Origin of the sequence: Saccharopolyspora sp. NPDC050389 (assembly GCF_040655595.1) — a bacterium.
In the GTDB taxonomy this organism is placed as follows: domain Bacteria; phylum Actinomycetota; class Actinomycetes; order Mycobacteriales; family Pseudonocardiaceae; genus Saccharopolyspora.
In genome coordinates this window covers 91,346-111,383 of the sequence record NZ_JBFAKG010000019.1, presented here as the reverse complement: position 1 = coordinate 111,383, position 20,038 = coordinate 91,346, and the positions used below count along the sequence as shown (strand labels likewise).

Sequence of the window (20,038 nt, the reverse complement as noted above, 5' to 3'; positions counted from 1 at the left end):
CGCCCGGCACCTGGGTGAGGAGGGCCACCCATGTCAATCATGCGTGTCAAGTCGGTCGAACAATCCATCCGAGATGCCGAGGCCCCGGAATTCCGCCTGCGTCGCGTACTGCGTGCGGTGGACCTGCTGGGCATCGGCATCGGCGCGATCATCGGAACCGGCATCTTCGTGCTCACCGGCGTCGCCGCGGCCACCGATGCCGGGCCGGGCATCGCGATCTCGTTCGTCTTCTCCGGAATAGCGTGCGGGCTGGCCGCGCTGTGCTACGCCGAGTTCGCCTCGGTCGTGCCGGTGGCCGGCTCGGCGTACACGTTCTCCTACGCGTCGATGGGCGAGTTCCTGGCCTGGATCATCGGCTGGGACCTGATGCTGGAGTTCATCCTCGGCGCTTCCACGGTGTCCGTCGGCTGGTCCAGGTACTTCGTCGCGGCGTTCGAGTCGATCGGCCTGGGGCTGCCGGAGGCGTTGACCGCCGCCCCGGGCGCCGGCGGCGTGGTCAACCTGCCCGCCGCGATCATCGCCCTGATCCTGACCGTCGTCCTGGTGGTCGGCATCCGGCTCAGCGCCGCGGTGACCAACGTGGTCGTGGCGATCAAGCTCGTCGTGGTGCTGTTCTTCATCATCTTCGGCGCGTTCTTCATCAAGGCCGCCAACTGGACCCCGTTCATCCCGCCGCACCAGCCGCCGGAGCCCGGCGCCGTGGCGGCACCGCTGGACGAACCGCTGGTCAACGCGTTCTTCGGGCAGACCGGGTCGTTCGGGCTGAGCGGCCTGGTGGCGGGCGCGGCGCTGGTGTTCTTCGCCTACATCGGCTTCGACATCGTCGCCAGCGGCGCGGAGGAGACCCGCAAGCCGCAGCGCGACATGCCGATCGGCATCCTCGGTTCGCTGGCCGTCTGCTCGATCCTGTACGTGCTGGTGTCGCTGGTGATGACCGGCGTCGTCAAGTACGACCAGCTGGACACCGCGGCGCCGATGGCCACCGCGTTCCAGGCGATCGGCGCGCCGTGGGCGGCCGGACTCGTCTCGCTCGGCGCGATCGCCGGCCTGACCACGGTGATCCTGATCCTGATGCTGGGTCAGGCGCGGGTTGGATTCGCGATGAGCCGGGACGGCCTGCTGCCGGTGTGGTTCGCCAAGGTGCACCCGAAGTTCCGCACGCCGTACCGGATCACGGTGATCACCGGGATCGTGGTGGCGGCCATCGCCTCGCTGACGCCGATCAACGTGCTCGCCGAGATGACCAACATCGGCACCCTGTTCGCGTTCGTGCTGGTGTCCATCGGCGTCCTGGTGCTGCGCCGCACCCGGCCGGACCTGCCGCGGTCCTTCCGGGTGCCGTGGGTGCCGGTGATCCCGATCCTGGCCGCGGCGGCGTGCCTGTACCTGATGCTCAACCTGGTGGGCTGGACGTGGATCCGGTTCGGCATCTGGATGCTGATCGGCCTCGTCGTCTACTTCGTGTTCAGCAGGAGGCACAGCCGGCTCGGCAAGGGCGAGAGCATCGAGAAGGGCGCCGGGGAGAGCTGAAGCTCGTGAGCGATGATTCCGGTTCTTACCGGAACCATCGCTCACGAACCTCCTCAGCCGAGCCGTTCGTCCACGTAGCACCAGGTCCAGGACTCACCCGGTTCGAAGGAGCGCACCACCGGGTGGGCGGTCTGGTGGAAGTGGGCGGTGGCGTGCCGGTTCGGGCTGGAGTCGCAGCACCCCACGTGCCCGCACTGCGTGCAGATCCGCAGGTGCGCCCAAACGTGCTGGCCAGCGGCGAGGCAGTCCTCGCAGCCGTCCTCGCGGCTGGGCTTCGGAGCGAGGTCTGCCGCCTCCTGCAGGTGCGCACAACTCATCGGAACCTCCATGTGTCGAGCGGGGAGTCTTCGGCTCGAACGACAATGTGCTCTCGAACGTAAGCCACCGGCTGCGGCCTCCGCAGGCGTTGACCCGGAGAGAGCATGCACGACCTACCCGCGTTGATGGCCCTGCTCGCCGGGGCGCTCGCCGTGACCGCAGTCGCCCGCCGGACCGGGATTTCCGCTCCGCTGGCGCTCGTCGTGGTGGGCCTGGCCGTGTCGTCGATCCCCGGCGTGCCGGACTACACGATCGACCCGAACGTGGTGCTGCTGGTGATCCTGCCGCCGCTGCTGTACTCGGCGGCGCTGAACAGCTCCACCATCGGGATCCGCGCCAACCTGCGGCCGATCGGGCTGCTCGCGTTCGGGCTGGTGCTGTTCAGCACCGCGGTCGCCGGGCTACTCGCGTGGTGGCTGGTGCCGGGCATGCCGCTGAGCGTGGCGCTGGTGCTCGGCGCCGTCATCGCGCCGCCGGACGCGGTCGCGGCCACCTCGATCGGCCGCCGGCTGGGACTGCCGCGCAAGATCATGACGGTGCTCAGCGGCGAGAGCCTGGTCAACGACGCCACCGCGCTGACCGCCTACCGGGTGGCCGTGGCCGCCGCGATCGGCACCGGCTACTCGCTGCTGGCCGGCGTCGGCATGTTCCTGCTGGCCGCGGTCGGCGGCGTGGTGATCGGCTACGCCATCGGCTGGGTCGTGCACCGGGTCCGGCGGCTGCTGCGCGACGACATGCTGGAAAGCGCGGTCGGGCTGATCGTGCCGTTCTTCGCCTACCTGATCGCCGAGGAGGTGCACGCCTCCGGCGTGCTGGCCGTCGTGGTGGCCGGGCTGTACCTGGGGCACCGCGCGCCGTCCGGCAGCGCGGCGACGCGGTTGCAGGACCGGGCGGTGTGGAACGCGGCGGACACACTGCTGGAAGCGGTCGTGTTCGCGTTGATCGGCCTGCAGCTGCGCAGCGTCGCGGAAAGCGTGTCGACCGACTTCGGGCCGCTGGTCGTCGCCGGGCTCGCGCTCACCGCCGGGATGGTGCTCGCCCGCGGCGCGTGGGTCTTCCTGGTGATGTACCTGCCGGAACTCGTCCGGCGCCGCAGCCCGGACTGGCGGCACAAGGTGATCGTGTCGTGGGCGGGGATGCGGGGCGTGGTGTCGCTGGCCGCCGCCTCCGCGATCCCCACCGCGACGCTGACCGGTGCGCCGTTCCCGCACCGCGACGAGGTCCTGTTCCTGACCTTCTTCGTGACGCTGGCGACGCTGCTGCTGCACGGCACCACGCTGCCCTGGCTCATCGGATTGCTCGGCGTGCGGGGAACCGAGGACTACACCGACGCGCTCGCCGAAGCCGAAGCCCAGCACAACGCCGCCCGCGCCGCGCGGGCGCGGCTCGACGAGCTCACCGCGGAAGCGGAGCCGCCAGGCGACGTGGCGGAACGACTGCGCCGCGCTGCGCAGCAGCGCAGCAACCAGGCGTGGGAACGGCTGGGCCGATCCGCCGACGAAGCCGGCGAGAGCCCGACGGCGGCGTACCGCCGCCTGCGCGGCGAGATGCTGGCCGCGGAGCGGGCGGTGTTCGTGCAGTTCCGCGACGACCGGCGCATCGACGACGAAGTGCTGCGCCGCGTCATGCACCAGCTCGACCTGGAAGAGCTCTGGCTCTCGCGCGACTGAAATTTGTATTTGGGTCGTTTTGCGTAGCAGCGCGGGTAGCGGAACCTCAGAGGCCGCCTCGACTGCGGGATCCCCGACTTGAGTACGTCCAATACGCGGCATCGGGGCTGTCCTCGCGAGACGACCTCTGAGAACCCGCGGCGGTGCGAGTTGCGAGCGTGGCGAAAGAGAAAGCGGCTACGCCGCTTGCCTGACGTCCGGGCTGGGAACTTCCTGGTTGTGGCCGCCTACGCCAGGAAGCCGAGCTGGGAGGAGAGTTCCTTGGCGGCGATGCGCATCGCGCCGACGACCTCGCGCATTCGCTTGCGGGAGAAGCGGTACGACGGGCCCGAGGCGCTCAGCGCCGCTATCACGTCGCCCTCGTGGTTGTAGACGGCGACCGCCGCCGCGTTGAGCCCGAGTTCCAGTTCTTCGTAGCTCGTCGCGTATCCGTCGCGGACGATCAGCTCGAAGTCCTTGCGCAGCTCGCCGGCGTTGGTGACCGTTCGGGTCGTGTAGCGCTCCAGCTGCCGGACGAGCACCTCGTCCTGGTCCTCCCGCGGCGCGTGCGCTAGCAGCACCTTGCCGCTGGACGTGGCGTGCAGCGGAGTGCGCTGGCCGACCCAGTTGTGCGCCGTGACGGCCGCCGTGCCTCGGGCCTGGCTGATGTTGATCGCGACGTCGTTGTCCCGGATCGCGATGTTGACCGTCTCGCCCAGGTCGGCGGCCAGCGATTCGCAGAACGGCCGGCCCAGGCGAGGCAGGTCCATCCGCTCGGTCGCCGCGCCCGCCAGCCGCACGATGCCGAAGCCGATCGCGTACTTGCCGCGCTCCCCCAGCTGTTCCACCAGGCCTCGCGCTTCCAGCACGCTGACCAGCCGGGAGGCCGTCGACTTGTGCACTCCCAGCTCCCCGGCGATCTCGGTGATGCCGGCTTCTCCGTTGCGCGCCAGCAGTTCCAAGACGGTCACAGCCCGATCGACGGACTGCACCAGAGCGCCAGAACTCCTTCCGCGTGCTTCAGCTGCGCTACCCACCGGTCAACCGTATCCGCTCGAGGTACACATCCCGGAACCATCCGTTGTCCCTCTTGACGTTGTCGCAACAAAAGGGTCAGATTTGTTGCGAATACTACGCTCTGTTCCTCATTGTGCAACGGAGGTCGGCTTGTTGTCATTCACCGCGTCCGCCGCACCGGCCGTGATCGAGGCATGAAGACGGTCGTCGTCGTCGGCTCGTCGGTGGCGGGCTGGCGGGCCGCGCAGGAGCTGCGCGAGCAGGGCTTCGACGGCCGGCTGGTGATCGTCGGCGCGGAGCGGCACCGACCCTACGACCGGCCGCCGCTGTCCAAGGAATTCCTGGCCGGGAAGCTGCAACCGGACGAGCTCGCGCTGGGCAGCGAGCAGGAAGAGGCCGACCTCGCCGCGGAGTGGCGGCTGGGCGTCCCGGCGTCGCGGCTGGACACCAAGCGCGGCGCGGTGCTGCTCGCCGACGGCAGCGAGGTCCGCGCCGACGGCGTCGTGCTGGCCACCGGATCGGCCCGGCTGAGCCTGCCCGGCATCCCGGAAGCTCCCGGCAGCCACCGGCTGCGGAACGTCGACGACGCGTTGGCGCTGCGCGGCGAGATCCGCGCCGGCGCCCGGGTGGCGGTCGTCGGCGGCGGGCTGATCGGCACCGAGATCGCCTCGACGTGCCGATCGCTGGGCGCCGAGGTGACGCTCGTCGACGCCCAGCACCTGCCGCTGGCGCGCACCCTGGGCATCGAGCTGGCGCCGTTGTGCTTCGCGCAGCACGAGGATCACGGCGTGCGGGTGCGGTGCGGGACGCCCGCGGAGCGCGTACTCGCGGACGACCGGGTCACCGGCGTGGAACTCGCCGACGGCCGGGTGATCCCGGCCGACGCGGTGGTCGTCGAAGTCGGCGCGGAGCCCGCCACCCGGTGGCTGCGCGGATCGGGGCTGAAGCTCCGCGACGGCGTCGTGACTGACTCCGGGTGCATGACCGCGCTGCCGAACGTGGTGGCGGTCGGCGACATCGCGCGCTATCAGCCGGCGCACCGGTCGCGCACGGTGCGCAGCGACCACTGGTCGACGGCGATGAACCAGCCGCCGGTCGCGGTGCGCAACCTGCTCGCCGGGCGCACCGTGGCGGCCTACACGGGCGTGCCGCACTTCTGGTCGCAGCAGTACGGTTCGACGCTGCAGTTCGCCGGGTACGCCGGGCCGAAGGACCGGATCGCGGTGGTGGACGGCTCGCTGAAGGCCCGCCGGTTCGTCGCGACCTACCAGCGCGGCGGCCGGACGGTCGCGGTGTTCGCGATGAACAGCCCCAAGCAGTTCGCCACCCACCGCCGCCGCCTCGTCACGTCCCTGACGGCTCCGGCAGCGCCCAGCGCGATGAGGTGAACGGCCCGTTCACTCCGCCTATGCGGGCGAACAGGCCGTTCGCTTCAGCGCGGATCAGCCGGCGGTGAACTCCTGCATCGCGTCGAGGAGCAGATCCGCCAGGTAGTCCGCGAAGGAATTGCGGACGAGGATCCGGTAGGCGGGTTCCGGGTCCAGCTGCCAGAGGATCGCCTGGGTTCTGCCCAGGAGGGTTTGGGCGCAGTGGCCCGGCGTGAAGGATCTCGGATGCAGGTCCAGGGAGCAGATCTTCTCCAGCACCTCGCGGGACAGCGGGCCGGAAAGGCGGAGCGCCGTGCGGTTCGCGGATACGTCCACTGTGGATCCCAGCGAGTCCGCGAGGGCGTGGCGGACGGAGGTGACCAGCTCGGCCGCGTGGCCGTCCGGGGCCACCAGGAGCCACTCGTCCGGGCCCAGCCAGAGGGCCGCGGTGTTCTCGTCGCCCGAGACCAGGTTCGGTTCGTGGTGCGGCAGCGCCAGATCCAGCGCGTGCTCGACGCGCGCCACCGCCGGGCTGCCCGGGTGCACCCGCAGGTTCACCTGGGTCAGGAACGGTTCCTCCGCCAGCCGCAACCGGTCGGTGCCGTTCGCGGCGAATTCCGCCGCGCGACCGGCGAGCGGGCTGCGGCGCAGGGACAGGGCGTCGACCCGTGGTCCGGCGGGGCTAACGACCGTCACGGCGGGCTCCTTCGACGTCGTAGAACAGCGGTTTGGTCACCTCGACCGGGATCGACCGGCCGTCGATCGGCACGTGCAGCACCTCGCCGATGCGCTGGTTTCCGTTGCGCACCAACGCCATCGCGAACGTGCGGTCCAGGATCGCGCTGCGGTAGCTGGAGGTGACGTGCCCGAGCATCGGCACCGGCGGCTGCAGCGGAGTGTCAGGCTCCACCAGGTGCGCACCCTCCGGCAGGAGCTCCGCCGGATCAAGCGGCAGCAGCCCGACCAGCTGCTTGCGGTCGGCTCGCGCGGTATCCGGGCGGGCGAACGAGCGCTTGCCGACGAAGTCCTTTCGCTTCGACACCACCCAGTCCATGCCGAGGTCGTGCGGCGTCACGGTGCCGTCGGTGTCCTGCCCGACGATCACGAAGCCCTTCTCCGCCCGCAGCACGTGCATGGTCTCGGTGCCGTAGGGCGTGATGCCGAAGTCCTGGCCCGCCTCGTGCACCGCCTCCCACACCGCCAGGCCGTACCAGGCTGCCACGTTGATCTCGAACGCCAGCTCGCCGGAGAACGAGATTCGGCTGATCCGGGCCGGAATTCCGTTGCCCAGCACGGTTTCCCGGAACTCCATGAACTCGAAGGCCGCGGCCGAGACGTCCAGGCCTGGCGCCACGCGGGCCACCACCTCACGGGAGTCCGGGCCGACCACCGCCACCGCCGCCCATTGCTCGGTCACCGACGTGCAGTGCACCGCCAGGTGCGGCCACTCGGTCTGCAGCCACTCCTCCAGCCACTCCAGCACCACCGCGGCGTTGCCGGTCGTGGTGCTCATCAGGTAGCGGTCCTCGGCCAGCCGCATCGACACGCCGTCGTCGAAGACCATGCCGTCCGCCGTGCACATGACGCCGTAGCGGGCCTTGCCGACCGGGAGCTTCGCGAAGGCGTTGGTGTAGATCCGGTTCAGGAACTCCGGCGCGTCCGGCCCGACGATCTCGATCTTGCCCAGCGTCGTCGCGTCCTGCATCGCCACGCCGGTGCGCGCCGCCAGGCATTCGCGCCGCACCGCGGCGGCCATGTCCTCGCCCGGACGCGGGTAGTACCAGGGCCGCTTCCACTGGCCGACGTTCTCGAACTCCGCGCCGTGCGCCACGTGCCAGGAGTGCATCGGCGTGGTTCGCACCGGGTCGTGCAGCGCGCCACGGTCGCGCCCGGCCAGCAGTGCGAACGACACCGGCGTGTAGGGCGGCCGGAACGTCGTGGTGCCGACGTCGCCCGGCGATTCGGCCAGCAGCGCGTCGGCGATCACGCCGATGGCGTTCACGCCGGAGGTCTTGCCCTGGTCGCTTCCGGTGCCGATCGTGGTGTAGCGCTTGACGTGCTCGACCGAGCGCATCCCGGTGCCGACCGCGCGCCACACGTCGGCGACCGTGGAATCCCGTTGCAGGTCGACGAAGTGCTCCGTCCACCGCGCCGGGTCGCCGGACTCGCCGGGCACCAGCCACAGCGGGCGCGGCTGCGCGACCGGCCGGTCGCCGGTCACCGGCGGGACGGGCGGCGCGGCGACCCGGAAGCCGCTCGCGGTCGCCGCCTCGGCCCCGGCCGAGAGGCCCTGGGCGAGGCAGCCCGCGAGGTCGTAGGTGCCGCGCGCGGCCCCGATCACCTTGGGCAGCCCGGGTTTCTGCTCCGGCACGAACCCGGCCACCAGCTGGTCCCAGCGCACCGCGCCGCCCGCCTGGCTGAACAGGTGCACTGCCGGGCTCCAGCCGCCGCACACCGCCAACAGGTCGCAACCGACGTCCACCGGTGTGCCTGCGAGCAGCCCCGCGCCGTCGATCTCGGCGATCCGCGCGGACGACACCCGCCAGTCCCCCGCCGTGCCGATCACGGCGGAGCCGGTGAACACCTGGGCACCGATCGACCGGGCCTGCTCGACGAGCCGTTGCGGCGGCTCGGGCCGGGTGTCGACGACCGCGCGGACGCGCGCGCCCGCGGCGGCCAGGTCGAGCGCCGCCAGGTAGGCGCTGTCGGACGTGGTGACCACGACGGCCTCCCGGCCGGGCAACACCGCGAAGCGCTTGAGGTAGCTGCGCACCGCAGAAGCGAGCATGATGCCGGGCCGGTCGTTGTCGGCGAAGACCATCGGCCGCTCGTGCGCGCCGGTGGCCAGCACCACCCGCTGAGCGCGCACGTGCCACAGCCGCTGACGGTTGCCCCGGCGCTCGGCGATGAGCAGGTAGTTGTGGTCGTAGTGGCCCACGGCGGTGGCGCGGGTCAGCACCCGGACCTCCGGGAGGCCGACCAATTCCCTTGCCGCGCGGGAGATCCACTCGGCGGCGGGCCGGCCGTCGATGTGCTCGCCGCCGTCCAGCAGCGACCCGCCGAGCTCGCGGCCCTGCTCCACCAGCACCACCCGGGCGCCGCTGCGCCCGGCCGCCGACGCGGCGGCGATCCCGGCGGGGCCGGCGCCGACCACGACGACGTCGGCGTGCACGTACTTCTTGTCGTAGACCGCGGGATCCGGCGCGTTGCTGAGCCAGCCGACGCCCGAGAGGCTCGCGACCTGCAAGCCGTCGCGGAGCTCCAGCCGCGTGGCGGGCACCAGCGGCTCCGGGCCGCCGTCGAGCACCTGCACCAGCGCGTTCGGTTCGGTGCAGTCGGCGGTGACGATGCCGCGCGGCCGATCCCGGTAGATCGACGGGCCCACCTCGATCCGGCCGTTCGCGAGCAGCGCCGAGGCGAGCGTGTCACCGGGATGCCCGGCGAACTCCATGCCGTCGAAGGTGAACCGCAGCGTTCGGGCCCGGTCGATGCGACCACCTTCAGCGAGGCGTGTCATGGCGCCACCTTTCCGGGCATCTCCGGGTGCATCTCGTTGGTCGCGGTGTCGCGGACGACGTTGAACCAGCGCCGGCAGCCCGCGGCGTGCGTCCAGCGCTCGTGGAACAACCCGCGCGGGTTGTCGCGCACGAACAGGTACTCGGCCCAGGCAGCGTCGTCGATGTCGGCGGGGCTCTCGGGGTAGTCGACGTGGGCCTGACCGCCATAGTGGAACTCGGTCTCGTCCCGATCGCCGCACCAGGGGCAGTGGATCAGAAGCATTGGGGCTCCAAACCAATCAAGCTTTTGTCTTTGAAGCGGCGCAGCCGCTTAGCCCACCCACGCCACCTGCACCGCCGCGGGTTCACGGTGCCCACCCCTCCGGGGTTCTCCCAGCGAGGACAGCCCCGACGTGGTGAATTGGCATTCATGATGTCGGGGATCCCACAGCGAGAAGACCGCGGTGACTCCCGCAGGGGGCCGCCACCCGCACCGCCACGCAAAACGAGCCTGGAAATCCTCCTTAGTGGGCGACGGCGGCCGCGCCGTGTTCGTCGATCAGGGCTCCGGTGCGGAACCGGTCGAGCCCGTAGGGCTCGTTGAGCGGATGCGGGCGCCCGGTGGCGATGGTGTGCGCGTACACCCAGCCCACGCCGGGCGTGGCCTTGAAACCGCCGGTTCCCCAGCCGCAATTGAGGTAGAGGTTCTCGAACGGCGTCGGCCCGATGATCGGCGAGGCGTCCGGCGTGACGTCGACCGTGCCAGCCCAGGTCCGGATCACGTGGGCCCGCGCGAAGATCGGGAACAGCTCCAGCGCCGCGGCCATCTGGCGTTCGATCACGTGCACCGATCCGCGCTGGCCGTAACCGTTGTAGGAGTCGATGCCCGCGCCCAGCACCAGTTCGCCCTTGTGCGCCTGGCTGCAGTAGACGTGCACATGGTTGGACATGACGACGCACGGGTGGATCGGCTCCAGCAGCTCGGACACCAGCGCCTGCAACGGATGGCTCTGCAGCGGCACCCGCAGCCCGAGCGTGTCGGTCAGCAGCGTCGTCCGGCCGGCCGCCGCGAGCGCCACGCGCCCCGCGCCGATCGGGCCGAGCGACGTCCGCACGCCGGTCACCCGGTCGCCGTCGGTCTCGAATCCCGTTACCTCGCAACCCTGAATCAGGTCCACGCCCATTTCGTCGGCCTTGCGGGCGAACGCCCACGCCACGTGGTCGTGCTTGGCGATCCCGCCGCGCCGCTGCAGCGTCGCGCCCAGCACCGGGTACCGGATGTCTTCGGAGAGGTTCAGGATCGGGCACAGCTCCGCGATCTCGGCGGGCTCCACCCATTCCGCGTCGACGCCGTTGAGCCGGTTGGCGAACACCCGCCGCCGCGAATCCCGGACCTCCTGCTCGGTGTGCGCGAGGTTGAGCACGCCGCGCTGGCTGAACAGGAAGTCGTACTCCAGCTCGGCGGGCAGCTGCTCCCACAGGTCCAGCGCGTGGTTGTAGAGCGCCGCGCTGGCGTCGAAGAGGTAGTTGGAGCGGATGATCGTGGTGTTGCGCGCCATGTTGCCGCCGGCCAGCCAGCCACGTTCGAGCACCGCGACGTCGGTGATGCCGTGGTTGCGCGCCAGGTAGTAGGCCGTCGCCAGGCCGTGGCCGCCGGAGCCGACGATCACCACCTCGTAGTGCCGTTTGGGTTCCGGGGTGCGCCACAGCCGCGGCGGCGGCTCGGGCAGCAGGGGACGTGACACCGCAGCCTCCCGCAGAAACATGTTCTACCAGGTGGAATGGCATGGGTAGATGTAATCGACAACTGATATACCAGTCTTGCGGGTAGGCTACGAGACGTGTCCGCAGCCGTCAATTCCCGATCCGGCGATCCGCCCTCCCAAGCCGAACGCGCGTACCTGACGCTGCGCGACCTGATCCTGACCCTGCAGCTGCCGCCCGGCGCGCCGGTGCAGGAGGAGCCGCTGACCACCGAGCTCGGCATCGGCCGCACCCCGTTCCGGGAGGCCGTCAAGCGGCTGGAATCCGAGTCGCTGGTGGCGATCTACCCGCGCCGCGGCAGCTTCGTCACCGAGGTCAACATCACCGACCACGCGCTGATCGCCGACGTGCGCCGCCGCCTGGAGGGGCACGCCGCCCGCCGCGCCGCCGAGCACGCGACCGAGGCCGAGCGGGCCGAGCTAGCCGGACTGCGGGAACTGGCCGAGGACCTGGGCGGCGACCAGTCGGTGATCATCGACGTCGACGCGCGGGTGCACCGCACGATCTACCGCTGCACCCACAACCGCTACCTTGAAGGCACCCTCGGCCAGTACTACAACCTGGCGCTGCGGATCTGGCACCTGTTCTTCGACCGGCTGCCGAACGTCTCCGAGCACGTCGGGGAGCACGCGGAACTGCTCAAGGCGGTCATCGCGGGCGACGCCGACAACGCGGACCGGATCGCCGTCGTCCACGTCGATCACTTCGAGCGGGCCATCCGCCAGGCGATCTGAGATTCCCTTTGCCCGCAACGAGATCCGCGTTGATCCGTTCGGGTTCGCCGCCACCCGGACGGGCGCGCCGGGGCGCACCGCGCGTGGCCGCCGGGCAGTCTCCGGCCCTCGATCGGCCGACACCGAAATTGACTTACGCGCGTCCTTGACGCGGCCCATGGTCAAAGCGCACTGTTGCGATACACGCGGAGTGTTGTCGTAGACGCAACAAGGCGGCAGCGATGGATTCGAGCGCCCAAGTCCTCGTCGTCGGGGCCGGCATCGTGGGGTGCAGCACCGCATACCACTTGGCGCGCCTCGGGATCAGCGACGTCCTCGTGGTGGAGCAGGGGCCGTTGTTCGCCACCGGCGGCTCCAGCTCCCACGCGCCCGGCCTGGTCTTCCAGACCAACCCGTCGGAGACGATGAGCCGCTTGGCCGCCGACACCGTCCGGTGCTACGCCGGGCTGGAGCTCGACGGGCTGCCCTGCTTCCACCAGGTCGGCGGGATCGAGGTCGCCGTGACGCCGGAGCGCTGGGTGGATCTCAAGCGCAAGCTCGGATTGGCCACCGCGTGGGGCATCCGGGGCGAACTGCTCGACCCGCGGCAGGTGCACGACCGCATCCCGCAGATCGACCCGGCGCGCATCCACGGCGGCCTGCACGTGCCCACCGACGGCATCGCCAAGCCGGTCCGCGCCGCGGAAGCGATGGCGCGCGAGGCGAAGCGGCTCGGCGTGCGGTTCGCCGTCGGCACCGAGGTGATCGGCTTCGACGTGCGCGACGGGTGCGTCCGCACCGTGCACACCTCGAACGGCGACGTGGCGGTGCAGACCGTGTTGTGCTGCGCGGGAATCTGGGGCCCGAAGATCGGCCAGCTGGCCGGGGTGTCGATCCCGGTGCAGCCGCTGGCGCACCAGTACGCCGTGACCAGCCCGGTGCCGGGCCTGGAGCCGGACGGCGAGGTCCGGCAGCCGATCCTGCGGCACCAGGACAGCTCCATGTACTTCCGGCAGATCCACGACCGCTACGGCGTCGGCTCCTACCAGCACCGCGCGATTCCGGTGCACAGCGACGACCTGCTGCCCACCGCCGCGCCGGGCGCGGGCGCCGAGGCGCCCTCGGAGGGCGGCGGCTGGAAGGGCATGGCGTCGGTTCAGCCGTTCACGCCCGAGGACTTCGCCGGGCCGTGGGCGGACGCCCGCGAGCTGCTGCCCGCGCTGCGCCGCACCGAGATCACCGAGGGCATGAACGGCCTTTTCCTGTTCACCGCCGACGGCATGCCGGTGCTCGGCCCGTCCAACGAGGTCGGCAACTTCTGGGTCGCCGAGGCCGTCTGGATCACCCACGCCGCCGGGGTCGGCCGGGCGATGGCGCAGTGGCTGGCCGGCGAGGTGCCCGACATCGACCTGCGGCAGGCCGATCTCCGCCGCTTCGAGGAATTCGCGCACAGTCCGTCCTATGTGGGCGAACGCGGCGCGCAGAGCTTCCGCGAGGTCTACGACGTCATCCACCCGCAGCAGCCGCCGGAGCACCCGCGCCCGCTGCGCACCAGCCCGTTCCACGACCGGCAGCGCGAGCTCGGCGCGGTGTTCCTGGAGGCCAACGGCTGGGAGCGGCCGCACTGGTACGAGAGCAACAAGTCCCTGGTCGACGGCCGGGACATCGTCGAGCCTGGGCCGTGGGCAGGGCGCTACTGGTCCCCGATCGTCGGCGCCGAACACCAGGCCACCCGTGAGCGAGTCGCGATGTACGACATGACTTCCCTTCCCCGCGCGGAAGTCTGCGGTCGCGGCGCCCTGGACCTGCTGCAGCGGCTGACCACCAACCAGCTCGACCGCCCACCCGGCTACGTCACCTACACGCTGATGCTGGAGCCCACCGCGGGCATCCGGGCCGACATCACGGTCGCCCGGCTGGCGCGGGACGCCTTCCAGGTCGGCTGCAACGGCCCGCGCGACATCGCCTGGCTGCGCCGCCACGCCGACGAGACCGTGCAGGTCCGCGACATCACCGGCGGCACCTGCTGCATCGGTCTGTGGGGGCCGCGGGCCCGGGACGTGCTCGCCACGCTGGCCGACCGGGACGTCTCGCGCGAGGCCTTCCGGTTCTTCCGCGCGAAGCGGCTGTTCGTCGGCGAGGTACCGGTGCTCGCGCTGCGACTTTCCTATGTGGGCGAACTCGGCTGGGAGCTGTACTGCTCGGCGGAGTTCGGCAGGCGACTGTGGGACCTGCTGGCCGCTGCGGGCGCCGAGCACGGCATCTTCCCCGGCGGCCGCGGCGCGTTCAACGGACTGCGCCTGGAGAAGGGATACCGAGCCTGGGGGGCGGACATGTGGAGCTTGCACGATCCCGATGAAGCGGGCCTGGCCTTCGCGGTGAAGGCCGACAAGGGCGAGTTCGTCGGGCGAGACGCGTTGCTGCGGCGCCGGGAGCAGGCCCCGCGGCGGCGATTGTGCTGTCTGAGGATCGACGACGGCACCGTGTTGATGGGATCCGAGCCGGTGTTCGCCGACGACGCCCCCGTCGGCTTCACGACGAGCGCCGGCTATGGGCACAGCGTCGGAGCGAGCCTCGCCTACGCGTGGCTACCCGCCGACCTGTCCGATCCGGGCACCCCCGTGCGGGTGGCCTACTTCGACCAGCGGCATCCGGCGACGGTCGTCGCTGACCCCGTGTTCGACCCCGAGATGACCAGAATGCGCTGCTGATCAGCGCATTCCCCCACCAGATCTGCACAACGCCCGGCCGTGGCGATCGGCCAGCGGTGTGGGTGCCGCACACCCTGCCACACCCTCGGATTTGAAGGAGCTCGTCGTTGAAATCGCTTTGGTTCTTGCTTTTGAAGCGGCGAAGCCGCTTAGCCCACCCTCGCAGCTCGCGCCGCCGCGGGTTCTCAGGTGGTGTCTCGCGAGGACAGCCCCGGCGTGGTGCATCGGACATACATGAGTCGGGGATCCCACAGCGAGACGCCGCCTGAGGTTCCGCCACCCGCACCGCCAAGCAAAACGACCACGAAACAGTCACGGAGGAACCAGCCATGAGCATCAACCCGAACCCCGGCGTCCTGCTCTACCCGCGCCTGCGCAAGTCGCCGTTCTTCCACGCCTCCCGGCGGCACGGCGTCGGCCTCTACAGCGTGTACAACCACACCTACCACGCCCGCCACTACGGCGACCCGATCGGCGAGTACTGGGCGCTGCTGGAAGGCGTGACGCTGTGGGACGTCGGCGTCGAGCGGCAGGTGGAGATCACCGGACCCGACGCGTTCGAGTTCACCAACATGCTCGTGCCCCGCGACCTGACCAAATGCAAGGTCGGGCAGTGCAAGTACGTGTTCGTCACCGCCGAGGACGGCGGCATCATCAACGACCCGGTGCTGCTGCGGCTCGCCGAGAACCACTTCTGGCTGTCGCTGGCCGACAGCGACGTGCTGCTGTGGGCGAAGGGCCTGGCGCACAACCTGGGGATGGACGTGCAGATCCGGGAGCCGGACGTCGGACCGGTGCAGATCCAGGGGCCGAAGTCGCGGGACGTGATGGTCGACCTCTTCGGCGAGTCCATCCTGGACGTTCCCTACTACTACGCCGTCGACCGCGAGCTCGACGGCATGCGGGTGGTGGTGTCGCGCACCGGCTACACCGCCGAGCTCGGCTACGAGATCTACCTGCACGACGCCAGCCGCGACGGTGTCAAGCTGTGGGACGCGATCTGGGAGGCCGGGAAACCGCACGATCTGAAGGTGATCGGGCCGTGCCACATCCGGCGCATCGAGGCCGGGATCCTGTCCTGGGGCTGCGACATCACCTACGACACCAACCCGTTCGAGGTGGGCTACGGCTTCGAGAAGACCTGGATGGTCGACCTCGACCAGGAGGCCGACTTCATCGGCAAGGCCGCCCTGCGACGGATCAAGGACGAGGGCATCAGCCGCAAGCTCGTCGGCGTGGAGATCGGCGGCCCGAGCGTGGGCTCGTTCAACGACGGCGCGATGATCGACGCCTTCGACGTGCACGACCCGCACGGCCTGCGCATCGGCGAGGTCACCTCGGCCTGCTACTCGCCGCGGCTGGAGCGCAACATCGGCTACGCGATGGTGCCGATCGCCTACCACGGACTGGGCACCGAACTCGTGGTGGACACCCAGCACGGCCCGCAGGAAGCGGTCGTGGTGGAGAAGCCGTTCCTGGATCCCACCAAGGACATCCCCAAAAAACTAGTCCGGACAGCGTGAAGGATTGATCAGGAATGGCCTTCGCAGCGGTGCAAGTAGCGGAACCTCAGACGCCCCCTCGGTCCGGGATCCCCGACTCATGTATGTCCAATACACAGCGCTGGGGCAGGTCCTCCTGGAGGAGCCCTTCGGGGCGGGCACAGCCTGAGAACCCGCGGCGGTGCGAGTTGAGTCCCACACCGCAAGCGGCTGACGCCGCTTCTAAAGACGGCGGACGGAGGTGATCGCGATGGCCGCCAACGTCGAGCAACTGGAGCAGTACCTGATGAACGCCCGGTTCGAGGTGCTGCCGCTGCGCGGCGCGGTGGAGCAGGCCGAACTGCTGCCGCCGGGGACGACCGTGACCATCACCGCCTCCCCGTCGAAGGGCACCGAGGCGACCCTCGACGTTGCCGCCCAGCTGGTGGGCCGCGGCCTGCGCGCGGTGCCGCACCTGGCCGCCCGCTTGATCGCCGACAACGCGCACCTGACCGCGCTGCTGGACCGCGCGGAGGGGCTGGGGTTGTCCGAGGTGTTCGTGGTGGCCGGCGACGCCCCCGAGCCGCGCGGCGACTTCCCGGACGCGTTGGCGCTGCTGCGCGCGATGGACGAGCTGGGCAGGCGGCCCGCGCGAGTGGGCATCACCGGCTACCCCGAGCGGCACGCGTTCATCTCCGACGCCTCGACGATCCGCGCGATGGCCGAGAAGTCCCGCTACGCCGACTACGTCGTCTCGCAGATCTGCTACGACCCGCACACCGTGGCGGCCTGGGTGAAGACCGTGCGGGCCCGCGGCCTGGCGCTGCCGATCCACATCGGGGTGCCGGGCGTGGTGGACGCGCACAAGCTGCTGCGGATCTCGCTGAAGATCGGGCTGGGCGAGTCGATGCGCTTCCTGCGCAAGCAGCACGGCGTGGTGTCGAAGCTGCTCACCCGCTACACCCCCGAGGAACTGTTCGACGAGCTGTCCCCCTACCTCGCCGACCCGGCCCTCGGCATCGCGGGCTGGCACTTCTTCACGTTCAACGAGATCGCGAAGACGCTGCAATGGCGCCACGACCTGGCCGCCAGACTACGGGAGGTCCCAGCATGAGCATTCCGTCCGATTTGGACATCTCCCGGGCCACCGCGCTGCTGCCGCTGGAGGACATCGCGGCGCAGCTGGGCATCGGCGCGCACCTGCTCGAACCCTACGGGCGCAGCGCGGCGAAGATCTCGCTGGACGCGATCGACGAGCTGCCCGAGCGGCCGACCGCGCGCTACGTCGTGGTTTCGGCCATCACGCCCACCCCGCTGGGCGAGGGCAAGACCACCACGACGGTGGGGCTCGGTCAGGCGCTGCGGCATCTCGGCAAGCGGTCCGCGGTGGCGATCCGGCAGCCGTCGATGGGCCCGACGTTCGGCATCAAGGGCGGCGCCGCCGGCGGCGGCTACAGCCAGGTGGTGCCGATGGAGGCGCTGAACCTGCACCTCACCGGCGACATGCACGCGGTCACCGCGGCGCACAACCTGCTGGCCGCGATGCTGGACAACCACCTGGACAAGGGGAATTCGCTGGGCATCGACCCGAACCGGATCACCTGGCGGCGGGTGCTGGACGTCAACGACCGGGACCTGCGCAACATCGTCACGGGCCTGGGCGGCAGGCTCGACGGCACGCCGCGGCAGACCGGTTTCGACATCACGGCGGCCAGCGAGGTGATGGCCGTGCTCGCGCTTTCCACGTCGCTGCAGGACATGCGGCGGCGGCTGGGCCGCATCGTCGTCGGCTACACCCGCGACGGCGAGCCGGTCAGCGCCGAGCAGCTGCGGGCGGCCGGGGCGATGGCGGTGATCATGCGCGAGGCGATCAAGCCGAACCTGATGCAGACCACCGAGAACACGCCGGTGCTGGTGCACGCGGGGCCGTTCGGCAACATCGCGCACGGCAACTCGTCGGTGGTGGCCGACCGCATCGCCAGCCGCTGCGCGGATTACGTGGTCACCGAGGCGGGATTCGGCGCCGACATGGGCGCGGAGCGGTTCTTCAACATCAAGTGCCGCACCTCGGGCCTGCGTCCGGACGCGGCGGTGCTGGTGGCGACGGTGCGCGCGTTGAAGGCGCACTCCGGCCGGTACAAGGTGGTGGCGGGCAAGCCGCTGCCCGCGGCGATGCTGGCGGAGAACCCCGGCGACGTGCTGGCGGGGGCGGCGAACCTGCGGAAGCAGATCGACAACATCCGGCTGCACGGGGTGTCGCCGGTGGTGGCGATCAACGCGTTCCCGACCGACTACTCCAGCGAGCACGAGGCGATCCGCCAGGTCGCCGAGGCGGAAGGAGCGCGCGTCGCGGTCAGCAACCACTTCCTGGAAGGCGGCAAGGGCGCGCTCGAGCTGGCCGAAGCGGTGGTGGCGGCGGCCGAGGAACCGAACGGTTTCCAGCTGCTGTACCCGGATTCGGCGGATCTGCGGGCGAAGATCGAAACGATCGCGACGAAGGTGTACGGAGCGGACGGCGTGTCGTACCTGCCGGCGGCGGCCCGCGCCCTGGACGACTACGAGGCAAACGGCTTCGGGAACCTCCCGGTGTGCATCGCCAAGACTCACCTGTCGCTGAGCTCGGACCCGACGCTGCTCGGAGCCCCGACGGGCTGGACCCTCCCGGTCCGAGAGGTCCGGGCGTCGGTGGGAGCGGGCTTCATCTACCCGATCTGCGGAGAGATGAGGACGATGCCGGGCCTGGGCTCCCACCCGGCGGCGGAGTCGATCGACATCGACGAACACGGCCAGATCATCGGCCTGAACTGAGGCATGCAGGGCTTGTGAGTGAATATCCGGGCTCTAGCCAGGATATTCACTCACGACTCCGCGTCAGGCGTCGAAGCGACCGGACTTGATGCTGCTGATCAGGCCCGCGAAAGCCTTGGATGACAAGACCATGACCGGAGACGATTCGCCGAGCTTGCTGTCACGGACCAAGGCGGTATCCGTCATGTTCGTGGCGATCTCAACGCAATTGCCTGCCTGAGCACTACGGCTGGATTTGCGCCATAAGGGTGTCGGGCTCACGTCTCTCACTCCTTCGAACCGGTGTGCGCATCCGCGATGCTACCCAGCAGGCGCTTGGACTCCTTCGCCGAAAGAGCCTGCGCTTGGAGGGTGCCGAACAACCGCGAAAGCTCCGCCACGTCGCGCAGATCATCGATCACGTGCCCACCGAGCGGGGTGTCGCTGAACGCCACATCGTCGTGCGAGGCGTCCTCGAACCGCAGAACGGTGATCGGACCGACGGCGCCGGCATGAGCACCGGCTTCGAAGGGCAAGACCTGAAGATTGACGCTCGGTCGCTTCGCCGCGGCTGCCAGATGTCGAAGCTGCTCGGCCATAACGGTCCGAGATCCAACAACGCGATGTAGGGCCTCCTCGGCCACCACGGCGTGCAGCGTCAGACCGCCGCCGTCATTCAGCCTCTCCTGCCGCTTGAGGCGGACATCAATCCAGCTCTGGAGTTCCGGCTCGGACAGCTTGAGTCGGCCGACCTCGTGCACCGCTCGCGCGTAGTACTCGGTCTGCAACAGCCCTGGGACCAAACCGAGCTCGAAGTGGAAGATCTCGCTGGCCTCGGCCTCGAATCCGACGAATGGAGCGAGGTACGACGGCAACTTGTAGCTGTGCCACCAGCCGCGCTGACCGCTCTCCCGGCGCAGCTGCTGGAGCTGTTCGACCATCTCCTCCGGAGCGTTGTAGAGCTCCAGCAGCGCATCGAGATCTTTCGAGGACACCCTGGAATGCCCGCGCTCCCAATGCCCGACCGTGGCTCGCGATCGCTCCAGGTGCGCGGCCGCTTCGTCCAGAGACAAGCCCGCGTCAGTCCGCAGCTGCCGGAGCTGGCGCCCCAGATGCACTTGTCGTGCGGTTCCTGCCATGCGCCCAGCTTCGCACGGAAGTGCGAGCGGACAAGATCGCCCGATCAGGCAGTCGACTTGATTAC

16 protein-coding genes are annotated in these 20,038 nt (G+C 70.1%); 8 read left to right on the top strand and 8 right to left on the bottom strand.

The window, feature by feature from the left end; genetic code table 11:
- Window positions 1-30: 30 nt before the first annotated feature.
- Window positions 31-1,530 carry an amino acid permease gene (locus AB0I53_RS15275; protein ID WP_358602215.1) on the top strand — a complete coding sequence of 500 codons (1,500 nt, stop codon included), beginning with the start codon at window positions 31-33 and terminating at the stop codon, window positions 1,528-1,530.
- A gap of 53 nt (window positions 1,531-1,583) precedes the next feature.
- Here the strand turns inward: AB0I53_RS15275 and AB0I53_RS15270 are convergent, their stop codons facing one another.
- Window positions 1,584-1,847 (bottom strand): UBP-type zinc finger domain-containing protein, encoded by a 264-nt coding sequence (locus AB0I53_RS15270; protein ID WP_358602212.1) that lies wholly within the window; start codon window positions 1,845-1,847, stop codon window positions 1,584-1,586.
- Between the two features lie 105 nt (window positions 1,848-1,952).
- On the opposite strand from AB0I53_RS15270, the gene AB0I53_RS15265 reads away from it, so the two are divergent.
- Window positions 1,953-3,518, top strand: a complete 1,566-nt coding sequence (locus tag AB0I53_RS15265; RefSeq protein WP_358602209.1) for a Na+/H+ antiporter — start codon at window positions 1,953-1,955, stop codon at window positions 3,516-3,518.
- A gap of 227 nt (window positions 3,519-3,745) precedes the next feature.
- Here the strand turns inward: AB0I53_RS15265 and AB0I53_RS15260 are convergent, their stop codons facing one another.
- Complete coding sequence (locus AB0I53_RS15260; protein WP_358602206.1) at window positions 3,746-4,489, bottom strand: IclR family transcriptional regulator; 744 nt, start codon at window positions 4,487-4,489, stop codon at window positions 3,746-3,748.
- Window positions 4,490-4,708: 219 nt separating this feature from the next.
- On the opposite strand from AB0I53_RS15260, the gene AB0I53_RS15255 reads away from it, so the two are divergent.
- The gene (locus tag AB0I53_RS15255; protein ID WP_358602203.1) at window positions 4,709-5,902 is read left to right on the top strand and encodes an FAD-dependent oxidoreductase; all 1,194 of its coding nucleotides are present in this window, start codon (window positions 4,709-4,711) and stop codon (window positions 5,900-5,902) included.
- 54 nt (window positions 5,903-5,956) lie between these two features.
- Here the strand turns inward: AB0I53_RS15255 and AB0I53_RS15250 are convergent, their stop codons facing one another.
- The 4 genes from AB0I53_RS15250 to AB0I53_RS15235 all read right to left on the bottom strand — a co-directional run bounded on the left by AB0I53_RS15250 (window position 5,957) and on the right by AB0I53_RS15235 (window position 11,123).
- Window positions 5,957-6,577: a sarcosine oxidase subunit gamma family protein gene (locus AB0I53_RS15250; protein WP_358602202.1), complete on the bottom strand. Its 621-nt coding sequence runs from the start codon at window positions 6,575-6,577 to the stop codon at window positions 5,957-5,959.
- A complete protein-coding gene (locus AB0I53_RS15245) occupies window positions 6,564-9,398 on the bottom strand; it encodes a 2Fe-2S iron-sulfur cluster-binding protein (protein ID WP_358602199.1) in 2,835 nt (944 codons plus the stop codon). The genes AB0I53_RS15250 and AB0I53_RS15245 overlap by 14 nt, the downstream gene beginning before the upstream one ends.
- A complete protein-coding gene (locus AB0I53_RS15240) occupies window positions 9,395-9,661 on the bottom strand; it encodes a sarcosine oxidase subunit delta (protein ID WP_358602196.1) in 267 nt (88 codons plus the stop codon). The genes AB0I53_RS15245 and AB0I53_RS15240 overlap by 4 nt, the downstream gene beginning before the upstream one ends.
- A gap of 241 nt (window positions 9,662-9,902) precedes the next feature.
- The gene (locus AB0I53_RS15235; RefSeq protein ID WP_358602194.1) at window positions 9,903-11,123 is read right to left on the bottom strand and encodes a sarcosine oxidase subunit beta family protein; all 1,221 of its coding nucleotides are present in this window, start codon (window positions 11,121-11,123) and stop codon (window positions 9,903-9,905) included.
- A gap of 96 nt (window positions 11,124-11,219) precedes the next feature.
- Between AB0I53_RS15235 and AB0I53_RS15230 the strand changes: the two genes are divergently transcribed.
- The 5 genes from AB0I53_RS15230 to AB0I53_RS15210 all read left to right on the top strand — a co-directional run bounded on the left by AB0I53_RS15230 (window position 11,220) and on the right by AB0I53_RS15210 (window position 18,855).
- Window positions 11,220-11,876, top strand: a complete 657-nt coding sequence (locus AB0I53_RS15230; protein ID WP_358602191.1) for a GntR family transcriptional regulator — start codon at window positions 11,220-11,222, stop codon at window positions 11,874-11,876.
- Between the two features lie 221 nt (window positions 11,877-12,097).
- Window positions 12,098-14,566 carry an FAD-dependent oxidoreductase gene (locus AB0I53_RS15225; protein WP_358602188.1) on the top strand — a complete coding sequence of 823 codons (2,469 nt, stop codon included), beginning with the start codon at window positions 12,098-12,100 and terminating at the stop codon, window positions 14,564-14,566.
- 329 nt (window positions 14,567-14,895) lie between these two features.
- On the top strand, window positions 14,896-16,089 hold the full coding sequence (locus AB0I53_RS15220; RefSeq protein ID WP_358602185.1) for a glycine cleavage T C-terminal barrel domain-containing protein: 1,194 nt from the start codon (window positions 14,896-14,898) through the stop codon (window positions 16,087-16,089).
- Window positions 16,090-16,318: 229 nt separating this feature from the next.
- A complete protein-coding gene (locus AB0I53_RS15215; protein ID WP_358602182.1) occupies window positions 16,319-17,161 on the top strand; it encodes a methylenetetrahydrofolate reductase in 843 nt (280 codons plus the stop codon).
- Entirely contained in the window at window positions 17,158-18,855 is a 1,698-nt protein-coding gene (locus tag AB0I53_RS15210; protein WP_358602179.1) for a formate--tetrahydrofolate ligase, read from the top strand. Before AB0I53_RS15215 ends, AB0I53_RS15210 begins: the two co-directional genes overlap by 4 nt.
- A 63-nt stretch (window positions 18,856-18,918) precedes the next feature.
- On the opposite strand, the gene AB0I53_RS15205 is transcribed toward AB0I53_RS15210, so the two are convergent.
- A complete protein-coding gene (locus AB0I53_RS15205; RefSeq protein ID WP_358602176.1) occupies window positions 18,919-19,116 on the bottom strand; it encodes a DUF397 domain-containing protein in 198 nt (65 codons plus the stop codon).
- A 5-nt stretch (window positions 19,117-19,121) separates the two neighbouring features.
- A complete protein-coding gene (locus AB0I53_RS15200) occupies window positions 19,122-19,973 on the bottom strand; it encodes a helix-turn-helix transcriptional regulator (protein WP_358602173.1) in 852 nt (283 codons plus the stop codon).
- Between the last annotated feature and the right edge of the window lie 65 nt (window positions 19,974-20,038).